At 61.4% G+C, this 22,676-nt stretch carries 21 protein-coding genes and 1 pseudogene; 7 read left to right on the plus strand and 15 right to left on the minus strand.

What is annotated here, in order from left to right:
- Nucleotides 1-10 precede the first annotated feature (10 nt).
- Nucleotides 11-1,030 carry a LacI family DNA-binding transcriptional regulator gene (locus NVV94_RS15595; RefSeq protein ID WP_258443284.1) on the minus strand — a complete coding sequence of 340 codons (1,020 nt, stop codon included), beginning with the start codon at nt 1,028-1,030 and terminating at the stop codon, nt 11-13.
- A 204-nt stretch (nt 1,031-1,234) separates the two neighbouring features.
- Here NVV94_RS15595 and NVV94_RS15600 point away from each other — a divergent pair, with 204 nt between their 5' ends.
- Entirely contained in the window at nt 1,235-1,774 is a 540-nt protein-coding gene (locus NVV94_RS15600) for a gluconokinase (RefSeq protein ID WP_258443285.1), read from the plus strand.
- Between the two features lie 83 nt (nt 1,775-1,857).
- On the plus strand, nt 1,858-3,210 hold the full coding sequence (locus NVV94_RS15605; protein WP_258443287.1) for a GntP family permease: 1,353 nt from the start codon (nt 1,858-1,860) through the stop codon (nt 3,208-3,210).
- 39 nt (nt 3,211-3,249) lie between these two features.
- On the opposite strand, the gene NVV94_RS15610 is transcribed toward NVV94_RS15605, so the two are convergent.
- The 3 genes from NVV94_RS15610 to ilvA all read right to left on the minus strand — a co-directional run bounded on the left by NVV94_RS15610 (nt 3,250) and on the right by ilvA (nt 7,215).
- Nucleotides 3,250-4,776 (minus strand): MFS transporter, encoded by a 1,527-nt coding sequence (locus NVV94_RS15610; protein ID WP_258443288.1) that lies wholly within the window; start codon nt 4,774-4,776, stop codon nt 3,250-3,252.
- Between the two features lie 30 nt (nt 4,777-4,806).
- Nucleotides 4,807-5,268, minus strand: coding sequence for a prephenate dehydrogenase dimerization domain-containing protein (locus tag NVV94_RS15615; RefSeq protein ID WP_258443289.1), 462 nt, complete (start codon nt 5,266-5,268; stop codon nt 4,807-4,809).
- A 429-nt stretch (nt 5,269-5,697) separates the two neighbouring features.
- On the minus strand, nt 5,698-7,215 hold the full coding sequence (gene ilvA / locus NVV94_RS15620; RefSeq protein ID WP_258447715.1) for a threonine ammonia-lyase, biosynthetic: 1,518 nt from the start codon (nt 7,213-7,215) through the stop codon (nt 5,698-5,700).
- Nucleotides 7,216-7,551: 336 nt separating this feature from the next.
- Here ilvA and NVV94_RS15625 point away from each other — a divergent pair, with 336 nt between their 5' ends.
- Nucleotides 7,552-8,139, plus strand: coding sequence for a LysE family translocator (locus NVV94_RS15625; protein ID WP_258443290.1), 588 nt, complete (start codon nt 7,552-7,554; stop codon nt 8,137-8,139).
- On the opposite strand, the gene NVV94_RS15630 is transcribed toward NVV94_RS15625, so the two are convergent.
- Both NVV94_RS15630 and NVV94_RS15635 read right to left on the minus strand, forming a co-directional pair.
- Complete coding sequence (locus NVV94_RS15630) at nt 8,136-8,972, minus strand: AraC family transcriptional regulator (RefSeq protein WP_258443291.1); 837 nt, start codon at nt 8,970-8,972, stop codon at nt 8,136-8,138. The two genes, NVV94_RS15625 and NVV94_RS15630, sit on opposite strands and share 4 nt — an antisense overlap.
- 124 nt (nt 8,973-9,096) lie before the next feature.
- Nucleotides 9,097-10,023, minus strand: a complete 927-nt coding sequence (locus NVV94_RS15635) for a LysR family transcriptional regulator (RefSeq protein ID WP_258443292.1) — start codon at nt 10,021-10,023, stop codon at nt 9,097-9,099.
- 247 nt (nt 10,024-10,270) lie between these two features.
- Here NVV94_RS15635 and NVV94_RS15640 point away from each other — a divergent pair, with 247 nt between their 5' ends.
- On the plus strand, nt 10,271-10,585 hold the full coding sequence (locus NVV94_RS15640) for a chorismate mutase (protein ID WP_258443293.1): 315 nt from the start codon (nt 10,271-10,273) through the stop codon (nt 10,583-10,585).
- 27 nt (nt 10,586-10,612) lie between these two features.
- Here NVV94_RS15640 and NVV94_RS15645 read toward each other — a convergent pair whose 3' ends face one another.
- Together NVV94_RS15645 and NVV94_RS15650 are read right to left on the minus strand one after the other, a co-directional pair.
- Nucleotides 10,613-11,269 carry a CoA transferase subunit B gene (locus tag NVV94_RS15645; RefSeq protein WP_258443295.1) on the minus strand — a complete coding sequence of 219 codons (657 nt, stop codon included), beginning with the start codon at nt 11,267-11,269 and terminating at the stop codon, nt 10,613-10,615.
- Between the two features lie 54 nt (nt 11,270-11,323).
- On the minus strand, nt 11,324-12,022 hold the full coding sequence (locus tag NVV94_RS15650; RefSeq protein WP_258443296.1) for a CoA transferase subunit A: 699 nt from the start codon (nt 12,020-12,022) through the stop codon (nt 11,324-11,326).
- A 125-nt stretch (nt 12,023-12,147) separates the two neighbouring features.
- Here NVV94_RS15650 and NVV94_RS15655 point away from each other — a divergent pair, with 125 nt between their 5' ends.
- Nucleotides 12,148-13,035, plus strand: coding sequence for a LysR family transcriptional regulator (locus tag NVV94_RS15655; protein ID WP_258443297.1), 888 nt, complete (start codon nt 12,148-12,150; stop codon nt 13,033-13,035).
- A 218-nt stretch (nt 13,036-13,253) separates the two neighbouring features.
- Nucleotides 13,254-14,075 (plus strand): aldo/keto reductase, encoded by an 822-nt coding sequence (locus NVV94_RS15660; protein ID WP_258443298.1) that lies wholly within the window; start codon nt 13,254-13,256, stop codon nt 14,073-14,075.
- Nucleotides 14,076-14,077: 2 nt separating this feature from the next.
- On the opposite strand, the gene NVV94_RS15665 is transcribed toward NVV94_RS15660, so the two are convergent.
- Nucleotides 14,078-17,170 (minus strand): error-prone DNA polymerase, encoded by a 3,093-nt coding sequence (locus NVV94_RS15665; protein ID WP_258443299.1) that lies wholly within the window; start codon nt 17,168-17,170, stop codon nt 14,078-14,080.
- Nucleotides 17,167-18,582: a DNA polymerase Y family protein gene (locus tag NVV94_RS15670; RefSeq protein ID WP_258443300.1), complete on the minus strand. Its 1,416-nt coding sequence runs from the start codon at nt 18,580-18,582 to the stop codon at nt 17,167-17,169. Before NVV94_RS15670 ends, NVV94_RS15665 begins: the two co-directional genes overlap by 4 nt.
- Before the next feature lie 477 nt (nt 18,583-19,059).
- Between NVV94_RS15670 and vapB the strand changes: the two genes are divergently transcribed.
- Complete coding sequence (gene vapB, locus NVV94_RS15675; RefSeq protein ID WP_258443301.1) at nt 19,060-19,290, plus strand: type II toxin-antitoxin system VapB family antitoxin; 231 nt, start codon at nt 19,060-19,062, stop codon at nt 19,288-19,290.
- Nucleotides 19,291-19,503: 213 nt separating this feature from the next.
- On the opposite strand, the gene NVV94_RS15680 is transcribed toward vapB, so the two are convergent.
- From NVV94_RS15680 to tnpB, 5 genes and pseudogenes are all read right to left on the minus strand, one after another.
- Complete coding sequence (locus NVV94_RS15680; RefSeq protein ID WP_258443302.1) at nt 19,504-19,743, minus strand: pyocin S6 family toxin immunity protein; 240 nt, start codon at nt 19,741-19,743, stop codon at nt 19,504-19,506.
- Between the two features lie 73 nt (nt 19,744-19,816).
- Nucleotides 19,817-21,103 carry a group II intron reverse transcriptase/maturase gene (gene ltrA, locus NVV94_RS15685; protein WP_408733407.1) on the minus strand — a complete coding sequence of 429 codons (1,287 nt, stop codon included), beginning with the start codon at nt 21,101-21,103 and terminating at the stop codon, nt 19,817-19,819.
- Nucleotides 21,104-21,683: 580 nt separating this feature from the next.
- Nucleotides 21,684-21,794: pseudogene (locus NVV94_RS15690) on the minus strand (transposase domain-containing protein); the annotation flags it as partial.
- Nucleotides 21,795-21,904: 110 nt separating this feature from the next.
- A complete protein-coding gene (locus NVV94_RS15695) occupies nt 21,905-22,165 on the minus strand; it encodes a hypothetical protein (RefSeq protein WP_258443303.1) in 261 nt (86 codons plus the stop codon).
- Between the two features lie 157 nt (nt 22,166-22,322).
- Entirely contained in the window at nt 22,323-22,610 is a 288-nt protein-coding gene (gene tnpB, locus NVV94_RS26945; RefSeq protein ID WP_408733408.1) for an IS66 family insertion sequence element accessory protein TnpB, read from the minus strand.
- Nucleotides 22,611-22,676 lie beyond the last annotated feature (66 nt).

Consider the following 22,676-nt stretch of genomic DNA (forward strand, 5'->3'; position numbering starts at 1 on the left):
CGGCTGGCTTTCAGGTGCTTTCGCGCACCATCAATTCAAAGCCCAGGTCTTGGGTATGGCCGCTGCCAGGCTTGCCGTCGAGCATACCCAGCAACATTTGCGCTGCGCGCCGACCGATGGCGGCTCGCGGAGTGCGGATCGAGGTCAGGCGTGGCACCAGATGTGCCGAGGCCGGCAAGTCGTTGAAGCCGATCATCGCCACCCGCTCAGGCACTGCGATGCCCTGGCGCAGGGCCTGGAGGATGGCGCCCTGAGCCAGGTCGTCGTTACAGAAGAAGATCCCGTCCACATCCGGATGCCGCTGCAGCAGGTCGGTGAACAGTTCGCCGCCCAGGCCGATCGAGGACGGGTCCGGCACCATCACTTCCAGCGAAGCGTCGTAAACACCGGCCTCACGCAAGGCGCGGCGAAAGCCTTCGCCACGCTGCATCACCCGTGGGTCGAGTTGTGCCGCCACGTAGGCGAGTCGGCGTCGGCCGCGTTCGAGCAGGTGCCTCGCAGCGACGATGCCGGCCTGCTCCTGGGAGAAACCGACCGAGGTCACGCCCGGCGCCGAGACCAGCTCCATCATGTGCACGCACGGCACGCCACTGGCAGCCAACATGCGCCGCGAGCCTTCGGTGCGGTCGAAGCCGGTCAGCAGGATGCCGCGCGGCTGATGGCCCAGGTAGTTGCGGATCAGGTTTTCTTCTTCCTCGATGTCGTAGTGAAAGTTGCCGATCAGCACTTCCAGGCCACGCGGGCGCATGACTTCGTGAATCGCTTCGAGGGTTTCGACGAACAACTGGTTGGACAGCGACGGGATCAGCACCACCACCGACTGACTCTGCGCCGAGGCAAGCGCGCGGGCCGCCGGATTGGCGACATAGCCGAGACTCAAGGCTGCTTCCTGGACCTTTTGCACCAGGTCCGGCGCCACCGTGGCCACGCCTCGCAAGGCGCGGGAGGCGGTAATGGGAGAGACCCCGGAAAGGCGAGCAACTTCCGCCAGGGTGGGGCGACCGGTAGTACGAGAGCCGATGCGGGTCATGGTCTGATTATTTTCGACTTGCAAAGAATAGGGAACGGGCACTAAGGTAGCGCTGTCTCAGGCTGGGAGCAATTCAAAATTGCGTAACAACCAGTGACGAGATGCACGAGCTGCAACTACAAAACCAATAAAACACGGAGCTAGCGTCATGGTCCGGTCGACTGCCTCGACAAAGACAGCGCTATCTTCCTGCAGGAGGTACCGATGAATTTCCCTCTGCCCGCGTTGGTAGTCATGGGTGTAGCTGGATGCGGCAAGAGCTGCATCGGTGCCGCCATTGCCAAACGAAGCGGCGGCCGCCTGATCGAAGGCGACGCATTCCACTCCGCTGCCAACATCGAAAAGATGAGCGCCGGCATCCCCCTCGACGATGACGACCGTGCCGGCTGGTTGATCAGCCTGGGCAACGAGTTGAGCGCGACCATCAAGGCCGGTGAGCGGCCGATCCTGACATGCTCGGCACTCAAGTTGCGCTACCGCGAAACCTTGCGCGCTGCTGTACCGGAACTCGGCTTCGTGTTTCTTGAACTCAGCCCCGAGGAAGCTGCGCGCCGGGTCACCGCCCGCCCTGGGCATTTCATGCCCGCCAGCCTTATCGAAAGCCAGTTCGCGACCCTCGAACCCCCCCACGGTGAGCCACTGACCCTGGCGCTCGATGCCACCCTGCCGATGCTGACCCTGGCCGAACGCGTCGATGCCTGGCTCATAAGCCATGGCGCGGTCACCTTGTCTCAATCGGCCTGACGGAAGTTTCCGCCGGGCCCGAAAGATAGCGCTACCTTTACTAGATTCGCCCACAATAACGACAAAATACGAGGCACTGAACCATGCTGGGTTTAGCCACTGATACTTTCTTGCTCCTTGATGCGCTAGTCACCATCGTCGGTCTGGTGGTGTTGATCACGCAGTTCAAGGTCCACCCCTTCGTCGCCCTGACCCTGGCAGCCATTTTCCTCGGCCTGACCTCCGGCATGCCGGTGATCAAGGTCATGAAGTCCTTCCAGGACGGTTTCGGTGGGGTGCTGGGTTTCGTCGGTATCGTGCTCGCCCTGGGTACCATGCTCGGCAAGCTGATGGCCGACTCCGGCGGTGCCGACCAGATCGCCCAGACCCTGATCCGCGCCTTCGGCAAGCAGAAGGTGCATTGGGCGATGATGTTCTCGGCCTTTCTGGTCGGGATTCCGCTGTTCTTCGAAATCGGCTTCGTGCTGTTGATCCCGCTGGTATTCATCGTCTCTCGGCGTTCCGGCGTTTCGCTGATCAAAATCGGTATCCCGCTGCTGGCCGGCCTGTCGGTCGTGCATGGCCTGGTGCCGCCGCATCCGGGTCCGCTGCTGGCCATCGGCATCTTCGACGCCGATATCGGCAAGACGATTTTCTACGGCCTGATCGTCGGTCTGCCGACCGCCGTGATCGCAGGTCCCCTGTTCGGTAACTTCATCTCCAAGTACATTCCGGGCCACGCCTCCCAGGAGTTGATGGACCAGATTGCCAAGGAATCGGAAAACCGCAACCTGCCGAGCTTCAGCATCACCCTGATCACCATACTGCTGCCGGTGTTCCTGATGCTGCTCAAGACCTTTGCCGACGTGGCATTCGCGCCAGAGCACATCTTCCGTCAATGGATGGACTTTATCGGCCACCCGATCAGCGCCCTGCTCGCCGCACTGCTGCTGGCCTTCTACACCTTCGGCGTGGCACGCGGCTTCAACCGCAACCAGCTCATGAAGATGCTCGACCAGAGCCTGGCACCGACCGCGGCGATCGTGCTGATCGTCGGTGCCGGCGGTGGTTTCAAGCAGATGCTGGTCGATACCGGCGTGGGTAACGTGATTGGCCAGATGGCCGTGCAAGCGCAGATCTCGCCGATCATGCTGGCCTGGCTGGTGGCGGCGGTGATCCGTATCGCCACCGGTTCCGCCACGGTTGCCACCATTACCGGTGCCGGCATCGTCGCGCCAGTGGTGGGCATGATCCCGGATGTGAACCGTGAACTGCTGGTGTTGGCGACAGGCGCTGGCTCGCTGATTCTGTCCCACGTCAACGATGCCGGTTTCTGGCTGGTCAAGCAGTACTTCAACATGACCGTGGCAGAAACCTTCAAGACCTGGACCATGATGGAGACCATCCTTTCGGTGGTGGGCATCATCTTTATCATGCTGTTGTCGTTGGTGGTCTAAGCCCCCTCCGACCTCGTTCCCACGCGCGTGGGAACGAGGTCAGGCAACCGACTCGATACCATTGCCCCTCTTCAACGAGCGCCAAGCCACTGCCATCGTCAATGCAGTCAGAGTAACCGCCAGCCAGCCCACCTGGACGACGGCAGAACCGAAGGCCAACCCGGCCGCAACCATCACCGCGTTACCTGTCTCACCAATACCGGCAGCCACCACATGAGCCCCGGCCAACGTCTCCGCCGAAAGCCAGGCCTGCTCCCCGGTCAAGCTATCGGGCAGCACCAGCGCACTTCGGTACCCAGCCGCCAGCAGTCCGCCGAGTACCGTGGTCCCAAACACCACGCCAACTTCATAAGCGGTTTCACTGATCGCCGACGCAGCCCCCGCCTTGGCCGGCGGTGCGGCGGACAACACCAGGTCGGTCGATACCGAGGCAATCGCAGCCACCCCGATATTGAGCAGTGCAAACGCCACCACCAATGTCGTCAAGCCACCCCCGGCCACCGCCACCAGCAAGAACGCGGCACCGGCAAACCCCAACAGCACCGGCACCAGGCGATGGGCCGGCACCCGCTGGGCAATCGGCACGATCGCCATGCCGACCACGATCGCCAGGATCTGCCCGGGCACCAGCGCCAGGCTCGCAGCCAACGGCGCCATGCCAAGGATGATCTGCAGCGATTGAGTCGCGAAAAACACAAAGCCGACCAGCAATGCCAGGCTCAACAGATTGACCAGGATGGCGCCGGTAAAGGTGGCGTTACGCAAGAGCGAAAGGTCCAGCAGTGGCACCGCAAGACGCAACTGCCGACGCACAAACGCTACCCCTGCTACCAACCCGACCAACAACGCCGCCGCGGCCACCGGCTCGGCGCCCACACCGGCCAGATGCTTGATCGCATAGACAATGCCGGTCAGGGCGACCATCGACAGCATCACGCTTTGAAGATCGACTCTACCTGCCAGGTCTTTGGCCGACTCGGGCAACAGGAACGGACCGAAGATCAGCAGTGGCACCAGCACCGGCACCGCCAGCAAGAAAATCGAACTCCAGCTGAAAAACTGCAGCAACACGCCGCCGATCAATGGACCCAGTGCCGAGCCGACAGTCAGGCAGGTTGCCCAGACGGCCACGGCGACCCGACGCTGCTCGCGATCCTCGAACAACGTACCAATCAACGCCAGGGTCGAGGGCATCAGCATGGCGCCAAAAATCCCCATCAGCGCCCGTCCGCCGATCAATTGTCCGGGCGTGGTGGACAGCGCAGTGAGCACCGACACAACGGCAAACCCCAAGCCTCCCAACAGTAACAGCCGACGGTGGCCAACCCGGTCACCGATACTGCCCATGGTCACCAGCAACCCTGCCAGGACCAGCGAGTAGGCATCGACCATCCATAGTTGCTGGCTGGCATTGGGCGCCAGGGCTTCGGCGATTTTTGGCAGGGCGAAACCGAGGATTGTGTTGTCGATGGTTACCAGCAGGACTGGCAGCATCAGTACCAGGAGGCCGAGCCAGTGTTTGAGGCTGGCACGCGAGCCAACCGTCGCATCCCTGTTTGTTAACATGACTCAACTCCTTGTAGGTGCATGGGGCTTTTAGTCGTTTTGCCTCGTTCTGTTGTTTCCCGGTCCAAATTCGTTCAGAAGAGAAAACAGCCGCTGACATTCGCTAGCCCCACTAGCACGATGCGCCCCCAACTGTTGAGCTACATCGATCAGCTGGTTGGAAAATGCTTTTTGATCATTGTTATGCATCCAACCTCTGAGTTGCGTCAGCGCCTCTACCAATACGTCGCGCTGCTCGGCGGCATATGGATTTTCATACTGGATATCCCAATACACCTCCATCGGATTTGACAGAATTCGCGACAACAGAGCCATCATCGTTCGCATTGGCGGTGGCGCGACATCGAACAGCGTTTCCAGGTTGGCACCGCTCTTTACCAGCGCCATCCCGAATGCGATCACTGCGGCATGGGGTAATGCCTGACAAGGAGCCATGGTTTGGTCGTGTTGCTTGACAGCCATCCGCCTGAGCGACATACCTGCTTCGCTCAAAAGCCTCTTCAACCTAATCCATATGCACACTCTCCAAACGGCCATCCCTGCTGTAAGAAACAAACCAGATATTCGTCAGCGAAAACCTGTTTTATTCCAACCCGCGGACAGCACTCAACAGTGCACATATTTCATTTTGTATCAAGAAAGAACATCTTCCTACAGCATTCCTACAAAAAAACAATCTAATTAACCGCGCAGCATCCGCCTCGCCACCACCACAATCAATTGATTAAAAGCGCTTTATAAAACCAGGTTAAACACCGCCCCTCCAATCACCAACCGTCATAAACATTTTGTTCACCCTTGGTCATCCAGCCATAACTAAAAAATCGACCCCCTAAAGAGGGCCGATAATTACTTCATTCAGGCGTTAAAGAGCTGCGTTGCAGCATTTGGGCTCATCGAAAGGGCGAACAACTTTTTCGATTACACCCCCAAAAACAACCGATACGCCGGATTCTCCGTCTCATCCCACCAGCGATACCCCATGCTGTCCAACAACTCCGGCAACAGATGCCGCTCCTCCTGCGGCACATCCAGCGCCGCAAACACCCGCCCCTCCGCCGCACCATGATTGCGGTAATGAAACATCGTGATGCTCCAGCGCTTGCCCAGCCGTTCCAGAAAATTCAACAAGGCCCCCGGCCGCTCCGGGAATTCGAAGCGCAGCACTCGCTCGTTCGCCCCCGGCCCTGCATGCCCGCCCACCGTATGGCGAATGTGCAGCTTGGCCAGTTCGTTGTCGGTCAAGTCCAGCACCGGAAAACCCTGCTCGCCCAGGCTGCTCAGCAGCTCGTCACGCGGGTCGGTCAGTGGATGGGTCTGCACGCCGACGAACAGGTGCGCGTCCTTGCCGCTGTGGTAGCGGTAGTTGAATTCGGTGATCTGGCGCTTGCCCAGTGCCTGGCAAAACGCCTTGAAACTGCCCGGCTGCTCGGGGATGGTCACGGCGATGATCGCTTCGCGCTGCTCGCCCAGCTCGGCCCGTTCGGCGACATGGCGCAGGCGGTCGAAATTCACGTTGGCGCCGGAATCGATCGCCACCAGGGTCTGCCCGCGTGCGCCCGTCTGGGCCACGTACTTCTTGATCCCGGCGACCGCCAGGGCGCCGGAAGGCTCGGTGATCGAGCGGGTGTCGTCGTAGATGTCCTTGATCGCAGCACACAACTCATCGCTGCTGACGGTGATCACCGCATCCACATGGTGCCGGCAGATGTCGAAGCAGTGAGCGCCGATCTGCGCCACCGCGACGCCCTCGGCGAAACTGCCCACCTGCGGCAATACCACCCGCTCGCCCGCCATCATCGCCGCCTGCAGGCAGTTCGAATCGTGCGGTTCGACACCGATGACCTTGACCTCCGGGCGCAGGTATTTCACGTAGGCCGCAATGCCCGCGATCAGCCCACCGCCGCCCACCGGGACAAAGATCGCATCCAGTGCACCCGGCTGCTGACGCAGGATTTCCATGGCGACCGTGCCTTGGCCGGCGATCACATCCGGGTCATCGTAGGGTGGCACGAAGGTCGCGCCCTGTTCTTCGGCGAGGGCCAGGGCGTGGACCAGCGCCTGAGGGAAGCTGTCGCCGTGCAGCAGCACGTTGCCACCGCGCGAGCGCACGCCGCCCACCTTCAACTCCGGGGTGGTGGTCGGCATCACGATGGTCGCGACGATCCCCAGCTCACGTGCAGCCAGCGCCACACCCTGGGCATGGTTGCCGGCAGAAGCGGTGATCACGCCGCGAGCACGCTGCTGCTCGCTCAACTGCGCCAGACGCGTGTAGGCCCCACGGATCTTGAAGGAGAAGGTCGGCTGCAGGTCTTCGCGCTTGAGCAACACCTGATTGCCCAGCTGCTCGCTGAGCATCCGGGCCGGTTGCAGTGGCGTCTGCTGGGCCACGTCGTAGACAGGCGCGGCGAGAATCTTCTTGACGTAGCTCGAGAGCAATTGGAGCTGCGCAACGTCGGTGCCCAGATCAGTGGGGCAGGCTTGGAAGAGGGTCATGAAGCGCTCCTGAAGTCTTGAAAATGCCCAGGAGCGGGAGAGAAAAAACCCGCCTCCAGGGCGGGTTGGGTACAGATGCCAGCTAGCCCGCCAAATGAGGAATGGCGGTAATAATGCTGCTTACAGGCAAATGCATTGAATAAGTCATGGCTGGAAATTATCCGAGGCGGCGCTGCAAGTCAATGCCGGGGCACACCGGCCCAGGGGCATTTTCTTCAATACACGCCCTCGCCCTGCCCCTACCTTCTTCGTCAAACCCACCACTGACAGAAGGTCTGTATGAGCCTGATACTTTCCATGGCCGCCTTTGCGCTGGCCTCCTCCATCTCCCCCGGCCCGGTCAACATCGTCGCCTTGAGCAGCGGCGCCCGGCATGGCCTCAGGGCAAGCCTGCGACATGTCACCGGCGCAACCCTGGGTTTCACCCTGCTGCTGGTGCTGATTGGCCTGGGCCTGCATGAAGTGTTGGTGTATTGGCCGTGGCTGACCCAGGCGATCAAATGGGCCGGGGTCCTGTTCCTGCTCTACATGGCCTGGAAGCTGGCCAGCGATGACGGCCGGCTCGGCAACGACGAGGCCATCAAGGCACCGTCGTTGTGGTACGGCGCAGCGATGCAATGGCTCAACCCCAAGGCCTGGCTGGCCTGCGTGGCCGGCATGGGTGCGTTCGCCGCCAGTGGCGAAGCGGTGCTGGTGTGGCAATTTGCGTGGGTGTACTTCGTGATCTGTTATCTGTCGATCGCCTGCTGGGCCTTCGCTGGCACCTTCGTGCGCCACTACCTGAACAATGCCGCTGGCGTGCGCTTGTTCAATCGGCTGATGGCCGTGCTGCTTGCGGGCTGCGCGTTGTACCTGCTGCTGGCCTAACCGCGATAGTGCCCGGGGGTCGCCGCCAGGTATTGCTTAAAGGCCCGCTGAAAATGCGCCTGATCGGCGAACCCGGCTTCGAGCGCTACCTCGGCGATCAAGCGCCCCTGGCGCAGTTGATTGCGGGCAAACTGAATGCGCCGGTTGATCAAGTAACCATGGGGCGTCATGCCGTAATGCTGCTTGAAGGCACGGATCAGGTAGGAAGGCGAAAGGTCCGCTGCCCGGCAGATATCGTCCAGCCTGAGCGTATCGGTGCAGTGCTCATCAATGAACGCGGCGGCGCGTTCCAACTTGTGATTCGGTTCCTGCAACTCGGACGGTGCCGGGGTGAGGGACTGCAGCACCTGCGTGAAAAACGCGATCGCAGCGTTGTGCTTCTGCACCGGCTCGACCTGCGCATCGATCAGCACTTCGTACAATGCGTTCAAGCCGGCAAATAAGCCGGGGTCGGTCGTGTGCGTCGTGGCGAATGGGCGAAACCGTGAGTCCGAGGCGATACCCAGCTTGCATTGCAGCTCGGTCAGCCACGGCGTGTCGACATACAGCATGCGGTACGACCAGGGCTGATCGGCAATCGGATTGCAGGCATGCACATCGCCCGGGTTCATCAACACTACGGTGCCGGCGGCGACCTCATACCGGGCATCGCCGTTATGGTACGTGCTGCAGCCAGCGGTGATAGCGCCGATGGAAAACGTCTCGTGCGAATGCCGCGCATAACAGAACTTGCGGCCATCCTCGACGCCACGCGCTTCGATGAAGGGCACCGAGTCATCGTGCCAGAACTGAGAAACCTTGTCCTGGCCAAGCTTGGTGTAAGTGTTTTTCATCGACCAACTTCCTCGTACGCAGGTTCAGAACCCCAAGAAATGTAGCAGTTGCCGAAGGCTGCGTTAAGGTCGAAAGAACTTTCCTGTGACCCAGAACCAGGGCCGAACGGCGGCGCGCAGAGCATTACCCGCCGCCCTGCCACTGCTTGCGATGCTCAAGCAAAAAGTCGATGAACACCCGCGAGCGCAGCGGCAGATGGCGGCCATGGGGGTACAGCAAGGTGAACGGGCGCGAGCATCCGGCAAAGGGCGCCAGCACTTCAATCAATGAGCCATCGGCCAGTTCTTTCTCGACGATGAAACGGTAAGTCTGGAACAACCCCGCCCCATGCCTGGCCAGTGTCACCCCTCCGAGCACGTCATCGGAGCAGGTGTAGCCGCCCTCGGCAAAAATCTCCCGCACCTTGCCCTGTTCATTGAACAACCACGAAATCCGCCGACCACTGCTTGGCAATTCGAACTGAATGCATTCATGCCGGGCCAGGTCGTCCAGTTCGGTCGGTACACCCGCTCGCGCCAGGTACTCAGGTGCAGCGATGACCACCAACGGCGCATCTTCCAGCAGCCGGGCGGTCAGGGTCGAGTCTGGCTGCGCGCGCACGCGAATCGCCAGGTCATAGCCCTCTTCGACGAAATCGATATTGCGATTGCCCAGGTGGATGTCGACCTTCACCCGCGGGTAACGCGCCCGGAAGGCCGGCAATAGCGGCAGGATCCGGTGATGCCCATAGGTCGTGGGCAGGCTGATGCGCAACAGCCCGGTTGGTTCGAGCTGTTGGCCGCTGACCTCGCGCTCGGCCTCGACCAGTTGGCTGAGCGCCTGCCGGCATTGCTCGTAATAGCCGCGCCCGCCTTCGGTCAGGCGAATGCTGCGGGTGGTACGCACAAACAGCCGGGCGCCCAGGCGCTCTTCCAGCCGCGCGACCGAACGACTGACCGCCGCTGGCGTCACCCCGGCCGCCAGGGCGGCGGCCGTGAAGCCACTCAATTCCGCGGCCAGGCAAAACAGCTCGATGCTGCCCAATTGAATGTCGTCGAATTGATGCCGCATGACTCATTACACCACGTATCAAGTGAAGTGCCTGAAGGCTGATTTATCAATCAGTTTGACAGCAATATAGTCCATCTCAACAGTGCATCATCTCTCGCTTTTTGCGCAACGCCTGCTCTGCCGAAGGCCTGGAGGCTGCTGCCACTTGCCGTGGCCGGCGTGGTTTCGGGAGATGTGCGCATCGACCATGCATCAACGCAAAGGAGTGCTAGGCTCAAACGCCAACCGACCGTAAGGAAGTGAAAGGATGAATACTGCCAAGCACTGCAACAACATCGCCGAAGTCCGTGCTCACATCGACCGGCTCGACAAGGAACTGGTAGCCCTGCTCGCCGCGCGCGGTGGCCTGGTCAAACAGGCCGCCCGTTTCAAGAAAACCGACGACGACGTCAAGTCGCCTCAACGCGTCGAGCAGGTAATCTCCAGGGTCAAGGCGTTGTCGCTGGAGCTTGGCGCCAACCCCGGCGTCACCGAGCAGGTGTACCGGACCATGATCGGGGCTTTTATCGAGCTGGAGCGGCATGAGCATGCGGTTATCAGTGCTCGCGGGGAGGGCCAATAAACGCAATCGCCCCACAAATGTTGAAGCTTAGAACGTCATCTCAACCACGTCGTCCGGCACGATCAACTTGCCGGCCGTCTTGGCAACGATCTCTTCAACACTGACCCCCGGCGCCGTCTCACGCAGGATGAACGCGCCATCCTGGATCTCCAGGTAAGCCAGATCAGTCAGCACCTTGCGGATGCAGCCCGCACCGGTCAGCGGCAGGCTGCACAGCGGCAGCAGCTTGGACTCGCCGTCCTTGGACGCGTGGGTCATGGTGACGATGATGTTATCGGCGCCAGCCACCAGGTCCATCGCCCCGCCCATGCCCTTGACCAGTTTGCCAGGGATCATCCAGGAGGCGATGTTGCCTTGCACGTCGACCTCGAAGGCGCCGAGCACGGTCAGGTCCACGTGGCCGCCACGGATCATGGCGAAGGATTCGGCCGAGTTGAAGATCGACGCGCCGCGGCGAGCCGTCACGGTTTGCTTGCCGGCGTTGATCATGTCGGCGTCCACCAGCGCTGCGGTAGGGAACTCGCCCATGCCGAGCAGGCCGTTTTCCGACTGCAACATCACGTCGATGTCGTCGGGGACGTAGTTGGCGACCAGGGTCGGAATGCCGATGCCCAGGTTCACGTAGTAGCCGTCTTTGAGTTCACGGGCAACGCGCTGTGCCATTTGTTCGCGGGTAAGTGCCATGGTCAGGATCTCTTGTTGTTCTGTCCGGGTGAGTCACGCAACTGCAGCAGGCAGTCAGTCCTTGACGGTGCGTTTCTCGATGCGTTTCTCGAACGTGCCGACGATCACCCGATCGACATAAATGCCCGGGGTGTGGATTTCGCTGGGCAGCAGTACGCCCGGCTCGACGATTTCCTCGACCTCGACCACGGTGATCTTGCCGGCGGTGGCGACCAGCGGGTTGAAGTTCTGCGCAGTGTTGCGGTACACCACATTGCCGTAGTGGTCGGCCTTCCAGCCCTTGACGATGGCGAAGTCGCCGGTGATGGCTTCTTCAAGGATGTAGTGACGGCCGTTGAAATCGCGTACTTCCTTGCCCTCGGCCACAGGGGTGCCATAACCGGTCGCGGTGTAGAACGCCGGAATGCCGGCGCCGCCTGCGCGCATTTTCTCGGCCAGGGTGCCTTGCGGGGTGAGCTCGACTTCCAGCTCGCCATTGAGCAGCTGGCGCTCGAACAGGGCGTTCTCGCCTACATAGGAGGCGACCATCTTGCGAATCTGGCGGTCTTCGAGCAGCACGCCCAGGCCGAAACCATCGACGCCGCAGTTGTTGGACACCACGGTCAGGCCGGTCACGCCACGGCGCTTGATTTCGGCAATGAGGTTTTCCGGGATACCGCACAAACCGAAACCGCCGGAGAGTACCGTCATGTTGTCGGTGAGGCCTTCAAGCGCCTCTTCGTAGGTTTTAACTCGCTTGTCGAGTCCTGCCATGCTGATTCGCCTTTTGTAGTTGTAGGGCCGACATTAGGCTGTCGGAAAGCGTGGGGGCATCTTCACCCGGCTGGAATAATTTGTTAATTTTGTTTTTTTGATTGATTGATTGGTATTTCAAATCAATGAACGTCAAACAGCTACGCGCCTTCGTTGCCGTCGCCCAAGCCTTGAGCTTTGCCCAGGCCGGCGAGCGGCTGCACCTGTCACAACCGGCCCTGAGCCTGACCATCAAGGCGCTGGAAGACGACCTGGGCGGCCCCTTGCTCAGCCGCACCACCCGCAGCGTGGCCCTCACCCCCGAGGGTGAAACGCTGTTGCCGCTGGCCCGGCAGTTGCTGGCCGACTGGGACAACACCGAAGAACTGCTGCGCCAGCGCTTCACCCTGCAACTGGGCAAGGTCGCCATCGCCGCCATGCCGGCCTTTGCTGGCAACCTGCTGCCACGGGCGCTGAAGGTCTTTCGCAACCGCTACCCACGGGTCAACGTGGCGGTGCATGACGTGATCAACGAGCAAGTGCTGGAACTGGTGCGCCACCGCCGCGTCGAACTGGGGGTGGGCTTCGAGCCGGAGCCCAGCGACCCGCTGGTGTTCAAGCCGCTGTACCTGGACCGCTTCGTCGCGGTGGTACCCACCGACTCACCCCTGGCGCAAAAGGCCCAGGTGAGCTGGCACGAACTGCTGGCCGAGGATTTCATCGCCCTGCAACGCCCGTCGGCCGTGCGCCTGTTGCTGGAACAGCATTTGCTGGCTGAACATGGCAAGTTGGCGGTGGCGTTCGAAAGCCATCAACTGTCGACCATCGGCCGCATGGTGGCCAACGGGCTGGGGGTAAGCGCCGTGCCGGCGTTGTGTGTGCAGCAGATGCAGGAGTTGGGCGCCTGTTGCGTGGCGCTGGTGGAGCCGACCATCGAGCGCCGCATTGGCGTCGCCATGCTGGCCGATCATAAGCTCTCGGCGGCGGCGCAGGCGTTGTTGGAGGTGATTGTGGAGTGCAGCAGGGACCATTAAGGGCCTCGCTCCCTAGTCGAACGCAACCTTAGGCAACGACGCAATCCCATGTAGCCGCTGCCGCAGGCTGCGCTCGCCTGCAACGCAGGCGCAGGATTTCAAGATCGCATGGGAGGCCCTGCGGACCTCCAGCGTCGCAGCGGCGCACCGAGCCTGCGGCAGCGGCTACAGTTATCGGCGGTGAACACACATCCGAGTCTGAATACAGAGGTTGTCGCATGCGTACGCTTGAACTAGGAGGCAAACAAGTCCCCGTAATCGGCCAAGGCACCTGGCACATGGGTGAAGACCATCGCCAGCACGACGCCGAAGTCGCCGCCCTGCGCCTGGGCATCGAGCTGGGCATGACCCTGATCGACACCGCCGAGATGTACGCCGAGGGCGGCGCCGAAGAAGTGGTCGGCCAGGCCATCGCCGGGCGGCGCGACCAAGTGTTTCTGGTCAGCAAGGTCTACCCGCACAACGCCAGCCGCAAGGGCATCCCGGCGGCCTGTGAACGCAGCCTCAAGCGCCTGGGCACCGACTTTATCGACCTGTACCTGCTGCACTGGCCCGGCCAGTACCCCCTCGAAGAAACCGTCGAAGCCTTCGAACGCCTGCGCGCGGCCGGCAAGATCGGCCGCTGGGGCGTGTCCAATTTCAATCAGGACGAGATGCACGCCCTGCCCTCACCCGCCTGCGCCAGCAACCAGGTGCTGTACAACCCCGAAGAGCGCGGCGTCGAGTTCGACCTGCTGCCCTGGATGCAAACCCGTCACATGCCGTTGATGGCGTACTGCCCGATCGCCCAGGGCGGGAGTTTGCTGCGCCACCGGACTCTACTGGAAATCGCCGAACACCACGGTGCAACTCCGGCCCAGATCTGCCTCGCCTGGGTGGCGCGTCAGTACGGTGTCATCGCCATTCCCAAGGCAGTCAAACCCGAGCATGTGCGCCTGAACGCGGCCGCCGCCCTGCTGACGCTACGAGCCGAAGACCTGCGCGCCATCGATCGCGCCTTCGCGCCGCCGTCGCGCAAGCACCACCTGGCGATCATTTGAACTCAATGGAAGTCGCGGCTGCGTATATCCAGCCCGGTCAACAGGGGCGTCAGGTCCTCTAGCCGCCGGGCGATCACATGGCGCACGCCGTCAACCGTCTCGAAGCGCCCATGCACCTGCAACAGGCGCGACTCGATCAAGGCCCGCCGCTGGCGTTCGGCCAGGGCCTTCCAGACCACCACATTGAGCATGCCGTGCTCATCTTCCAGGGTGACGAAGGTCACCCCGCTGGCGGTCTGCGGACGCTGGCGACCGGTGACCAGCCCGGCAACCGTCACGGCATCGCCGTGATCAGCCGTGGCCAATGCCAGGGAGCTGCGACAACCGCGCGCATTCAACTGCCGGCGGATCAGCGCCAACGGGTGCGGGCCCAGGGTCGTGCCCACCGTTGCATAATCGCTGTACAGATCCTGGGCCACGCTCGGCACCGGCAGCGCCACCGCCACTTCCGGCTGGCGTTCCAGACCGGCGAACAACGGCAATTGCTGCTCGACCGCCGCCACCTCCCAGCGCGCCAGATGCCGGTGCCCGGCCAACCCGACCAAGGCGCCGGCATCGGCCAGCAACTCACGGGCACGGGCATCGAGGCGGGCGAGCTCGCTGAGGTCGACCACATCGCTGAAGGCGCCCTCCCCCCGAGCCTGCTCGATGCGCCGGGCATCGTCCTCGCGAAAGCCACGGACCATGCGCAAGCCCAGGCGAATGGCCGGCTGCTCGCCCGCACTCGGCTCAAGCGTGCAATCCCAGTCGCTGTAGCGCACATCCACCGGCCGGTTTTCGATACGGTGGCGGCGCGCATCCTGGAGGATCTGATCCGGGCTGTAGAAACCCATCGGCCAACTGTTGATCAGCGCGCAGGCATAGGCCGCCGGCTCATGGCACTTGAGCCAGCAACTGGCATAGGTCAGCAAGGCGAAGCTGGCGGCATGGGACTCGGGAAAGCCATAGCTGCCGAACCCCTTGATCTGCTCGAAGATCCGCGCAGCAAACTCGGCACTGTAGCCCCGTGCGAGCATGCCTTCGGTCAAGCGCTGCTGGTGCGGCTCCAGCCCGCCGTGGCGTTTCCAGGCGGCCATGGCCCGACGCAGTTGGTCGGCTTCGCCGGGGCTGTAACCGGCGGCGACGATGGCCAGTTCCATCACCTGCTCCTGAAACAGCGGCACGCCGAGGGTGCGCTCGAACACCTTTTTCAGTTCTTCGGAGGGGTACACCACCTCCTCTTCGTTATTGCGCCGGCGCAGGTACGGGTGAACCATGTCGCCCTGAATCGGCCCGGGGCGCACGATCGCCACCTCGATCACCAGGTCATAGAAATTCTTCGGCTTAAGCCGTGGCAGCATCGCCATCTGCGCCCGCGATTCGATCTGGAACACGCCCACGGTGTCGGCCCGGCCGATCATTTCGTAGGTGCGTGCATCCTCGGCGGGAATGGTCGCCAGGCTCAGGTCGCGGCCACGGTAGCGGCGCAGCAAGTCGAAGCTGCGGCGCAAGGCGCTGAGCATGCCGAGGGCGAGAATGTCCACCTTCAGCAAGCCGACCAGGTCCAGGTCGTCCTTGTCCCATTGGATGATAGTGCGCTCGTCCATGGCCGCGTTTTCCACCGGCACCAGGGTGTCCAGCGGCTGCTCGGAAATCACGAAGCCACCTGGGTGCTGCGACAGGTGCCGGGGGAAGCCGATCAGTTCGCCGGTCAATGCCAGCACCCGGCGCAGCACCGGGCTGTCCGGGTCGAAGCCGTTTTCGCGCAAGCGTTCGGGCGACGGCAAGCGATCGCTCCAGCTGCCGCAGCAATCGGCCAGGGCATTGATCTGATCGCCCGGCAGGCCGAGCACCTTGGCGATATCACGCACCGCCCCCGAGGCGTGGTAGGTGCTGGCCACAGCAGTGAGCGCGGCGCGGTTGCGGCCATAGCGCTGGAACACATACTGCAGCACCTCTTCGCGGCGCTCGTGCTCAAAATCCACGTCGATGTCCGGCGGCTCGTTGCGCTCGCGCGACATGAAGCGCTCGAACAGCATGTTCATCCGCGCCGGGTCGATCTCGGTAATGCCCAGGGCAAAACACACCGCCGAGTTCGCCGCCGAGCCCCGGCCCTGGCAGAGAATCTTTTGGCTGCGGGCGAAGCGGACGATGTCATGAACGGTGAGGAAATAACTTTCGTAGCCCAGCTCGGCAATCAGCGCCAACTCGCGCTCGACCAGGTCCCGGGCCTTCTGCGGCGCGCCCTCTGGCCAGCGCCAGCACATGCCCTCCTCGCTCAAATGGCGCAACCAGGAGGTTGCCGTCTGCCCTTCGGGCACCAGCTCGCGCGGGTATTGATAGCGCAACTGGCCGAGGTCGAAATGGCAACGCCTGGCGATGTGCAGCGACTCCTCGAGCAAAGCCGCCGGGTACAACTCGGCCAATTGCTCCAGCGGCCGCAAGTGGCGCTCGCCGTTGGCGAACAGCAAGTGCCCGGCCTCGGCCACGGTGGTGTGATGACGAATCGCGGTCATGGCGTCTTGCAATGCTCGCCGCCCGCGCGCATGCATGTGCACATCGCCCGTGGCCACCGCCGGAATATCCACGGCAGCGGCCAACGCCAGCAACTGCTGCAAGCGCTGACGATCATCGGGGCCACGGTGCAATTGCACCGCCAGCCACAAGCGCTCGCCGAACACCTCGCGCAACCAGCGCCCCGGCGCCGGGTCGGTACAGCTTTGCGGTACCCACAGCGCCAACAGCCCGTCGAGCGGGCCGTTGAAGTCCTCGCGCAACAGCTGATACTGGCCCTTCTTCGCCCGGCGCCGGCCCAGGGTAATCAACCTGCACAGCGCCTGATAACCGACCAGGTTCTCCGCCAGCAACACTACCTTGGGGCCCTCGTCGATCTGCATTTCACTGCCGACGATCAGCGGCAGATCGATCTCCCTGGCCACCTGCCAGGCCCGGACGATCCCGGCCAGGGTGCACTCGTCGGTGATCGCCAGGGCTTCGTAACCATGCCGCTTGGCCCGCTCGAACAGCTCGCGGGCGCTCGATGCCCCGCGCTGGAAACTGAAGTTGGACAGGCAGTGCAGCTCTGCATACCCAAGGCCTGCATCACCGAGCCTCATGCGAACCAGCCTTGCAGGAGCAACGGCCCCGCCTCGCCCACCACCCGGTACGCCCAGGCCCGCTGGCCGGAGGCGGTTTCGATCAGGTAATAATCCCGGCGCACATCACCGCCATCCCACCAGCCCGACTCGATGCGCTCGGGCCCGGCCAGCACTCGGGGACGGGCCTCGGTCAAGGCAACCGGCTCGGCCAGCAACCAGCCGGGCCGCGCCACATCGGCTGGCGGCACACACAGCTTGCTCGCACTGCCCGGCCGCCAGGCGCATTCGGGGCGGTGGTCGGCATGGGCTTGCAACGCTTGCACCGCCTCATCGCCAAGGCGCGCACGCAAGCGCTCGCGCAACTGCTCCCACGGCTGGGTCTGCTGTGCGCGGGCATCGAACAGCTCGGCCAGGGCCGGCACAAAATTGGGCAAGTCCCGGGCCTGCAAACGCACCGCCCGCACCGGCTCCGGAATGGTCACCTGCTCCAACCGCCCACGGGCCAGCTCGAACAACATGCCCGCCTCGCGCTCGGCCCCAAGCAGGCCCACCACCACCTTGGTGTCCTCGGCCTGGGCATGCTCCAGGTGCAAGGTAAACCGCTGCACAGCCCCATCGCGCCCGGCCAGGAACGCCGACAGATCATTGATCAAGCGCCGCAGCGGGAACAGCAGCGCCTGATGGGATTCCACATCGAAGTTGAGCTCCAGCCGCGCATCGAAAAAATCCGGCGGCGTGTAATAGTCCAGCGCCTGGGCACGCAGGCCGGTCAGACGATCCAGGTGCTGCAACACCTGGGCCGGGAAGCGCTTGGCCAACGTCTCGCGAGGCAGCGCCAGCACCTGGCTCACACTGTTCAAGCCCATGCGGGCAAAGGCCCTGGCCACCTCGGCGGCCAGACCGACCCGGTCGATCGGCATCTGCTGCACCGCCTCGCGAGTTTGCTCGGCATCGATCACAGCCAAGCCATCGTGCACATTGGCAAGCATGCGTGCCGCCACCGGATTGCTGGCCAGCACAATGCGATGACCAAAGCCGAGCCCCGTCAGCTCCTCGCGCAAACGCGCCTCGAACCGCGGCCACGGCCCGAACAACGCCAGGCTCGACTCGACCTCCAGCAACAGCACACGCGGGTAATGCAGGCTGACCTGGGAACTGAAGCGATAAGCCCAGGCCGCGAGAAACTGCTGCCATTGCTCCACCACCGCCGGGTCGTACTCCACACACTGAAAATCCCGCACCAACGCCTGAGCCGCCGTCAGCGACTGCCCCGCCCGCAAACCCAACGCCCGCGCCACCGGGCTGACCGCCCGCAACACCCGCCGCTGGGCCGGGCCACTGAGCAGAGCCAACGGCGCATCAGGGTCATCATGCCGGCGCAGCACTCCGTCCAGTGCCAATTGCGGCAACAAAATACAGGCCCACAACATGACAATCTCAGACCCCGCGGGCGAACGGAATCAGCGCGATGCGGGCGCGGATGAAGGTGAGGATTGTGGTGCAGCGGGGAGATAGAGTCGTCATGGAGTACATTTGTACTCCTGTAGGAGATTTCTGACTAGCCCCTTCGATCAGGAGGGAAAATACATCCATGAAGTCGAGCCAAATCAAATGGATGCAGAAAGCAAAAATCGACAAGGACCAGCCGATAAACGAACACCCTGCGGTCCTTGTAGCCGCTGCCGCCAGGCTGCGCTGAGGTCCGCAGGACCTCCATTACGGGAATGACGGAGCATCCTGATGAACCTACACTCCCTGGGCCAGTTCGCTAAGGCCCTGTCTAACCGCCCCAAACTAACGGTGGATCCGGCGAGGATGTGAGAAAGCTCCTTGACCTACCCTATGCCTTGCAGATGCATGAGGGCATTGCCATATTGCAGATGCAAGACATATGCAGGAGCTACGTTATGCGAACAGTCTCGATTTTCAAGAACGGCAAGAATCAGGAGATTCACTTGCCGACAAACATGGCTTATGAGGGTGTCGGGGAGCTGGAGATAACGCGCAATGGTGACGTTATCACCCTGCGCCCGGTACGCCCCAGCTGGCAGTCGCTGGCTGAACTGCCCAAGGCTGATGAAGACTTCCTGCAAGAGCGCCCGAGCATTGTGGGTGATGAAGGCAGGTTCAATCTGTAACCACGTTCATGCTGGATACCTGCACTTGCTCGTTCATCATGCGCGAACGCCCCGAGTCCGTATTGCAGCAATTGTGGTCGGGCGATCGCTGGGAGTTTTCGTTGGACGGGAGATTGGGCCGGCGTTGCCGGGTATCGGCGCGTAGGTTTCAGTGCCTGGCATTCGGTGTGCGTGGCGCCTAATGCCCTTCGGGCAGGTCGAGGCATGCCGAATCTATGAGTGGCTACCAATGAACAGCGTCAGCCCTTCTATCACAGACTCACCAAGCACTCCAGCGATAAGCTTTGCTTGCTCTGCCGTTAGCTCTGACTCGCCACCTAAACCATCCTCAAGAGAAGACCAGCCCATTATTTCCAATACCGATGGCTCTGAGTCTTTCTGTATGACTTGTTTGTATTGCAATGAGTCATCTTCATCCGGCTCTGGAAAAAAGCCTGTTATGCGTAAGTACATGATTGGTCTCTCAATGGTCGCGGTAGGGATGGCAGTTACCTGCCACCCCCCGCACAGATCCGTACGTGCGGAACTACCGCATACGGCTCCTGCCTCGGGTACGTGACGCGAAGCGATCCTCAGGATACGGGTGTGCATTCTTTGGGCTCGGTATGTAGTGATCTGTGAGCAACCCGAAGCGAGACCATTGCAGCCGATTTCGCTGGCTGCGTCGCCCGAGAGCCTGACGCCAATATCGGCATATGGCCTTCCTGAAGCCACTCAATAGCTTCAAGTTTCCTGGCACCGCGTGGTAATTGAAGTAACCACTCACCACCCGAGTGAGCCATTGCCCTTGAGCCCGGATGGGTTCATGACGTCGGCGCTTCAGCTCATCCCGAATAGCCAGCAGCGTCGCACGCATTCGCTTCTTGACCGTCAGGCGCAGTATTTGAAACCCACCGCTTCTGTTGGTACTACAACAGTGCGTGAAGCCCAGGAAGTCAAATGTCTCCGGTTTACCTAAGCCTCGCTTCCTACGATTTCTCGCAGCAAAACGACCAAACTCAATCAGTCGTGTTTTCGAGGCATTGAGGGACAATCCGAACTTGGCCAACCGTTCCTGCAACTGCACCAGGAACTGCTGAGCCTGCCATTGCGTCCTGAAACCCACCACGCTGTCGTCCGCATAACGCACGACAATCACATCGCCACGGGCATGCCGCTGACGCCACTGCCTTGTCCACAGATCCAGCACGTAGTGAAGATAGATATTCGCCAGCAGCGGCGAGATCACTGCGCCTTGGGGAGTCCCCTTGGTCGCAGCCACCCTACGGCCATCCTCCATAACACCCGCTTGAAGCCATTTGCAGATAAGCCCGAGCAGGCGCCGGTCTGCAATCCGGTGTCCCAGAAACATCAGCATCCATTCATGGTCGATCTCATCAAAGAACGACGTGATATCCGCATCCAATATCCAGTTCACCTTCTGGCCCTTCAGCGCGACCGTCAACGCATCCAGCGCATCATGCTGGCTGCGTCCCGGCCGAAACCCGTACGAGAATCCCAGAAAGTCCTCTTCATAGATCGCATTCAGAACGGTAACGACCGCCTGCTGTACGATCTTATCCTCCAGAGAAGCAATGCCCAGCGGACGCTGCCTGCCGTCGGCTTTGGGGATATAGACCCGCCGCGACGGCGTTGCCCGATAGGCTCCACTGTGGAGCCTTCCGTGCAAATCGGTCACCCGCTGGAGAAGACCTTTCTCATATTCTCGCCACGACATGCCGTCCACTCCCACTGCTGCATCGCGGCGAAGAGCATAGAAGCTCTGCGCCAATAACTGCGGTGTGATGTGGTGCAGCAATGCCGTGAACTGCATGCCCTTGTTCCTTCGGGCTGCTTCACGTACACCTTCAAGTCCCGTCGACGCGCAATTGATCCGGCTCAGCGTCCGGGGCGCGGGGGGCCTGTCGGTGTTTCCCTTGGCTACGTCCCTTTCCTCCACTATCTCCGCAGGGCCAGGCCCTTTGTTCGATGGCTTCTCAGGTACTACGGACGTATCCGACTTCTCAGCGGCGTGGGCAGCAGGGTTACGGCTTTTGGCCTTTCCTGCTCCGCCCGGTGCTTGCGCACCGGGCACCGCTGAGATCTCCCAGTTTCTGTGCGAAGGACTTCCCGACGTGCACAGGGTCTCCGACCGCGCGGGATCAGAGCATGACTGGCGTATAACGCCATGCTCCGTATTGCCTTCTGCTTCGCTTAACAGCATCGGCATCCCGGATTCCTGATTACGCGGCTCAATGGCTGGCCCATCGGTTTCCCCTGTCAACGCTTCACCCTGCACCTCACGGTGCAACATGCATGACTCGGGGTCTGGTTGATTCGCCATTTCTTACCAGTATCGAACTTTCATCGACTATCCTCCGCCAGCTTTAACTGGCGCACTAAGCAGCCAGCCATCACACCTTGCTGAGCAGTTCCCGGTTATGTGGCAGTAGCTCGGCAATCGTGCTTATCTTCTGTGTCGGCAACCGCTCCAGCACGTCCTTCAGATACTCATACGGATCATGCCAGCCAGAATTGTAGTGGCAGATATAGCAGCGACCGGGGGGGCTTGCCTGGAACAGGTGACGGACGATGTACTTATGCTTCAGGTTCAGGCAGGTCGAGGTATGACAAGTCAGACGTTACACGTAAGAAAAAGCTCCAAATCCTTGGGCAGCTCCAGCGAGCAAAGCTGTTCTATAGCGCTAATTTGCTCCGCAGTAAGCCGATAGTCGTACACACAATCATCATCCTTTACCCAGCCCATTATTGGCTTCAAATCTGCGACAGAAACCGGAATTTCCTTTTCAAAGGAAGCAAAATCAGCACCTTGAGAAACTCCCATAATCACATGTTTCATGGCTCTACGATCTTGCCGAATCAGTTGCTCCCACATGACATTTTCCCTACTAAAGTAACGCGCTCTAATAGTAAGCGGCCAACCGTGCAGCCAGCTACGTAGTTGTTCGGTATCGAGTTGATCAAGAGAAGTGGCAGAAATCATGGCGTCGACTGTGCCCGATTTGTTATTCGGGGCAAATCAGCCATTTCCGTTAAAGCATGCGGAAAATTCTGTTGGAGCCAAGACGCTGCCAGGGAAGACCGATCACCAGCGCTTGAAGCTGTTCGGGACTCAACTCCAGCTGAGAACCCTGGTGGGGGCCGGGCCAGATGAATCGGCCCTGGTGCAGGCGGCGCGCCGCCAGCCAAATCCCCAGGCCATCGTGAGCCAGCACTTTCATGCGATTGCCGCGACGATTGGCAAGGAGATAAGCGCAATGCGGCTGCGCCGCACCAAAGACCGCCACGACGCGAGCCAGTCCATCTCTGTGCCGGCGCACATGTCCATGGGCTCGGTGGCGAGTCAGATGGTGTCGATGCGGATCATTGCGTCAGTCCTCGAACGA

Source organism: Pseudomonas sp. LS1212 (assembly GCF_024741815.1).
GTDB lineage: Bacteria > Pseudomonadota > Gammaproteobacteria > Pseudomonadales > Pseudomonadaceae > Aquipseudomonas.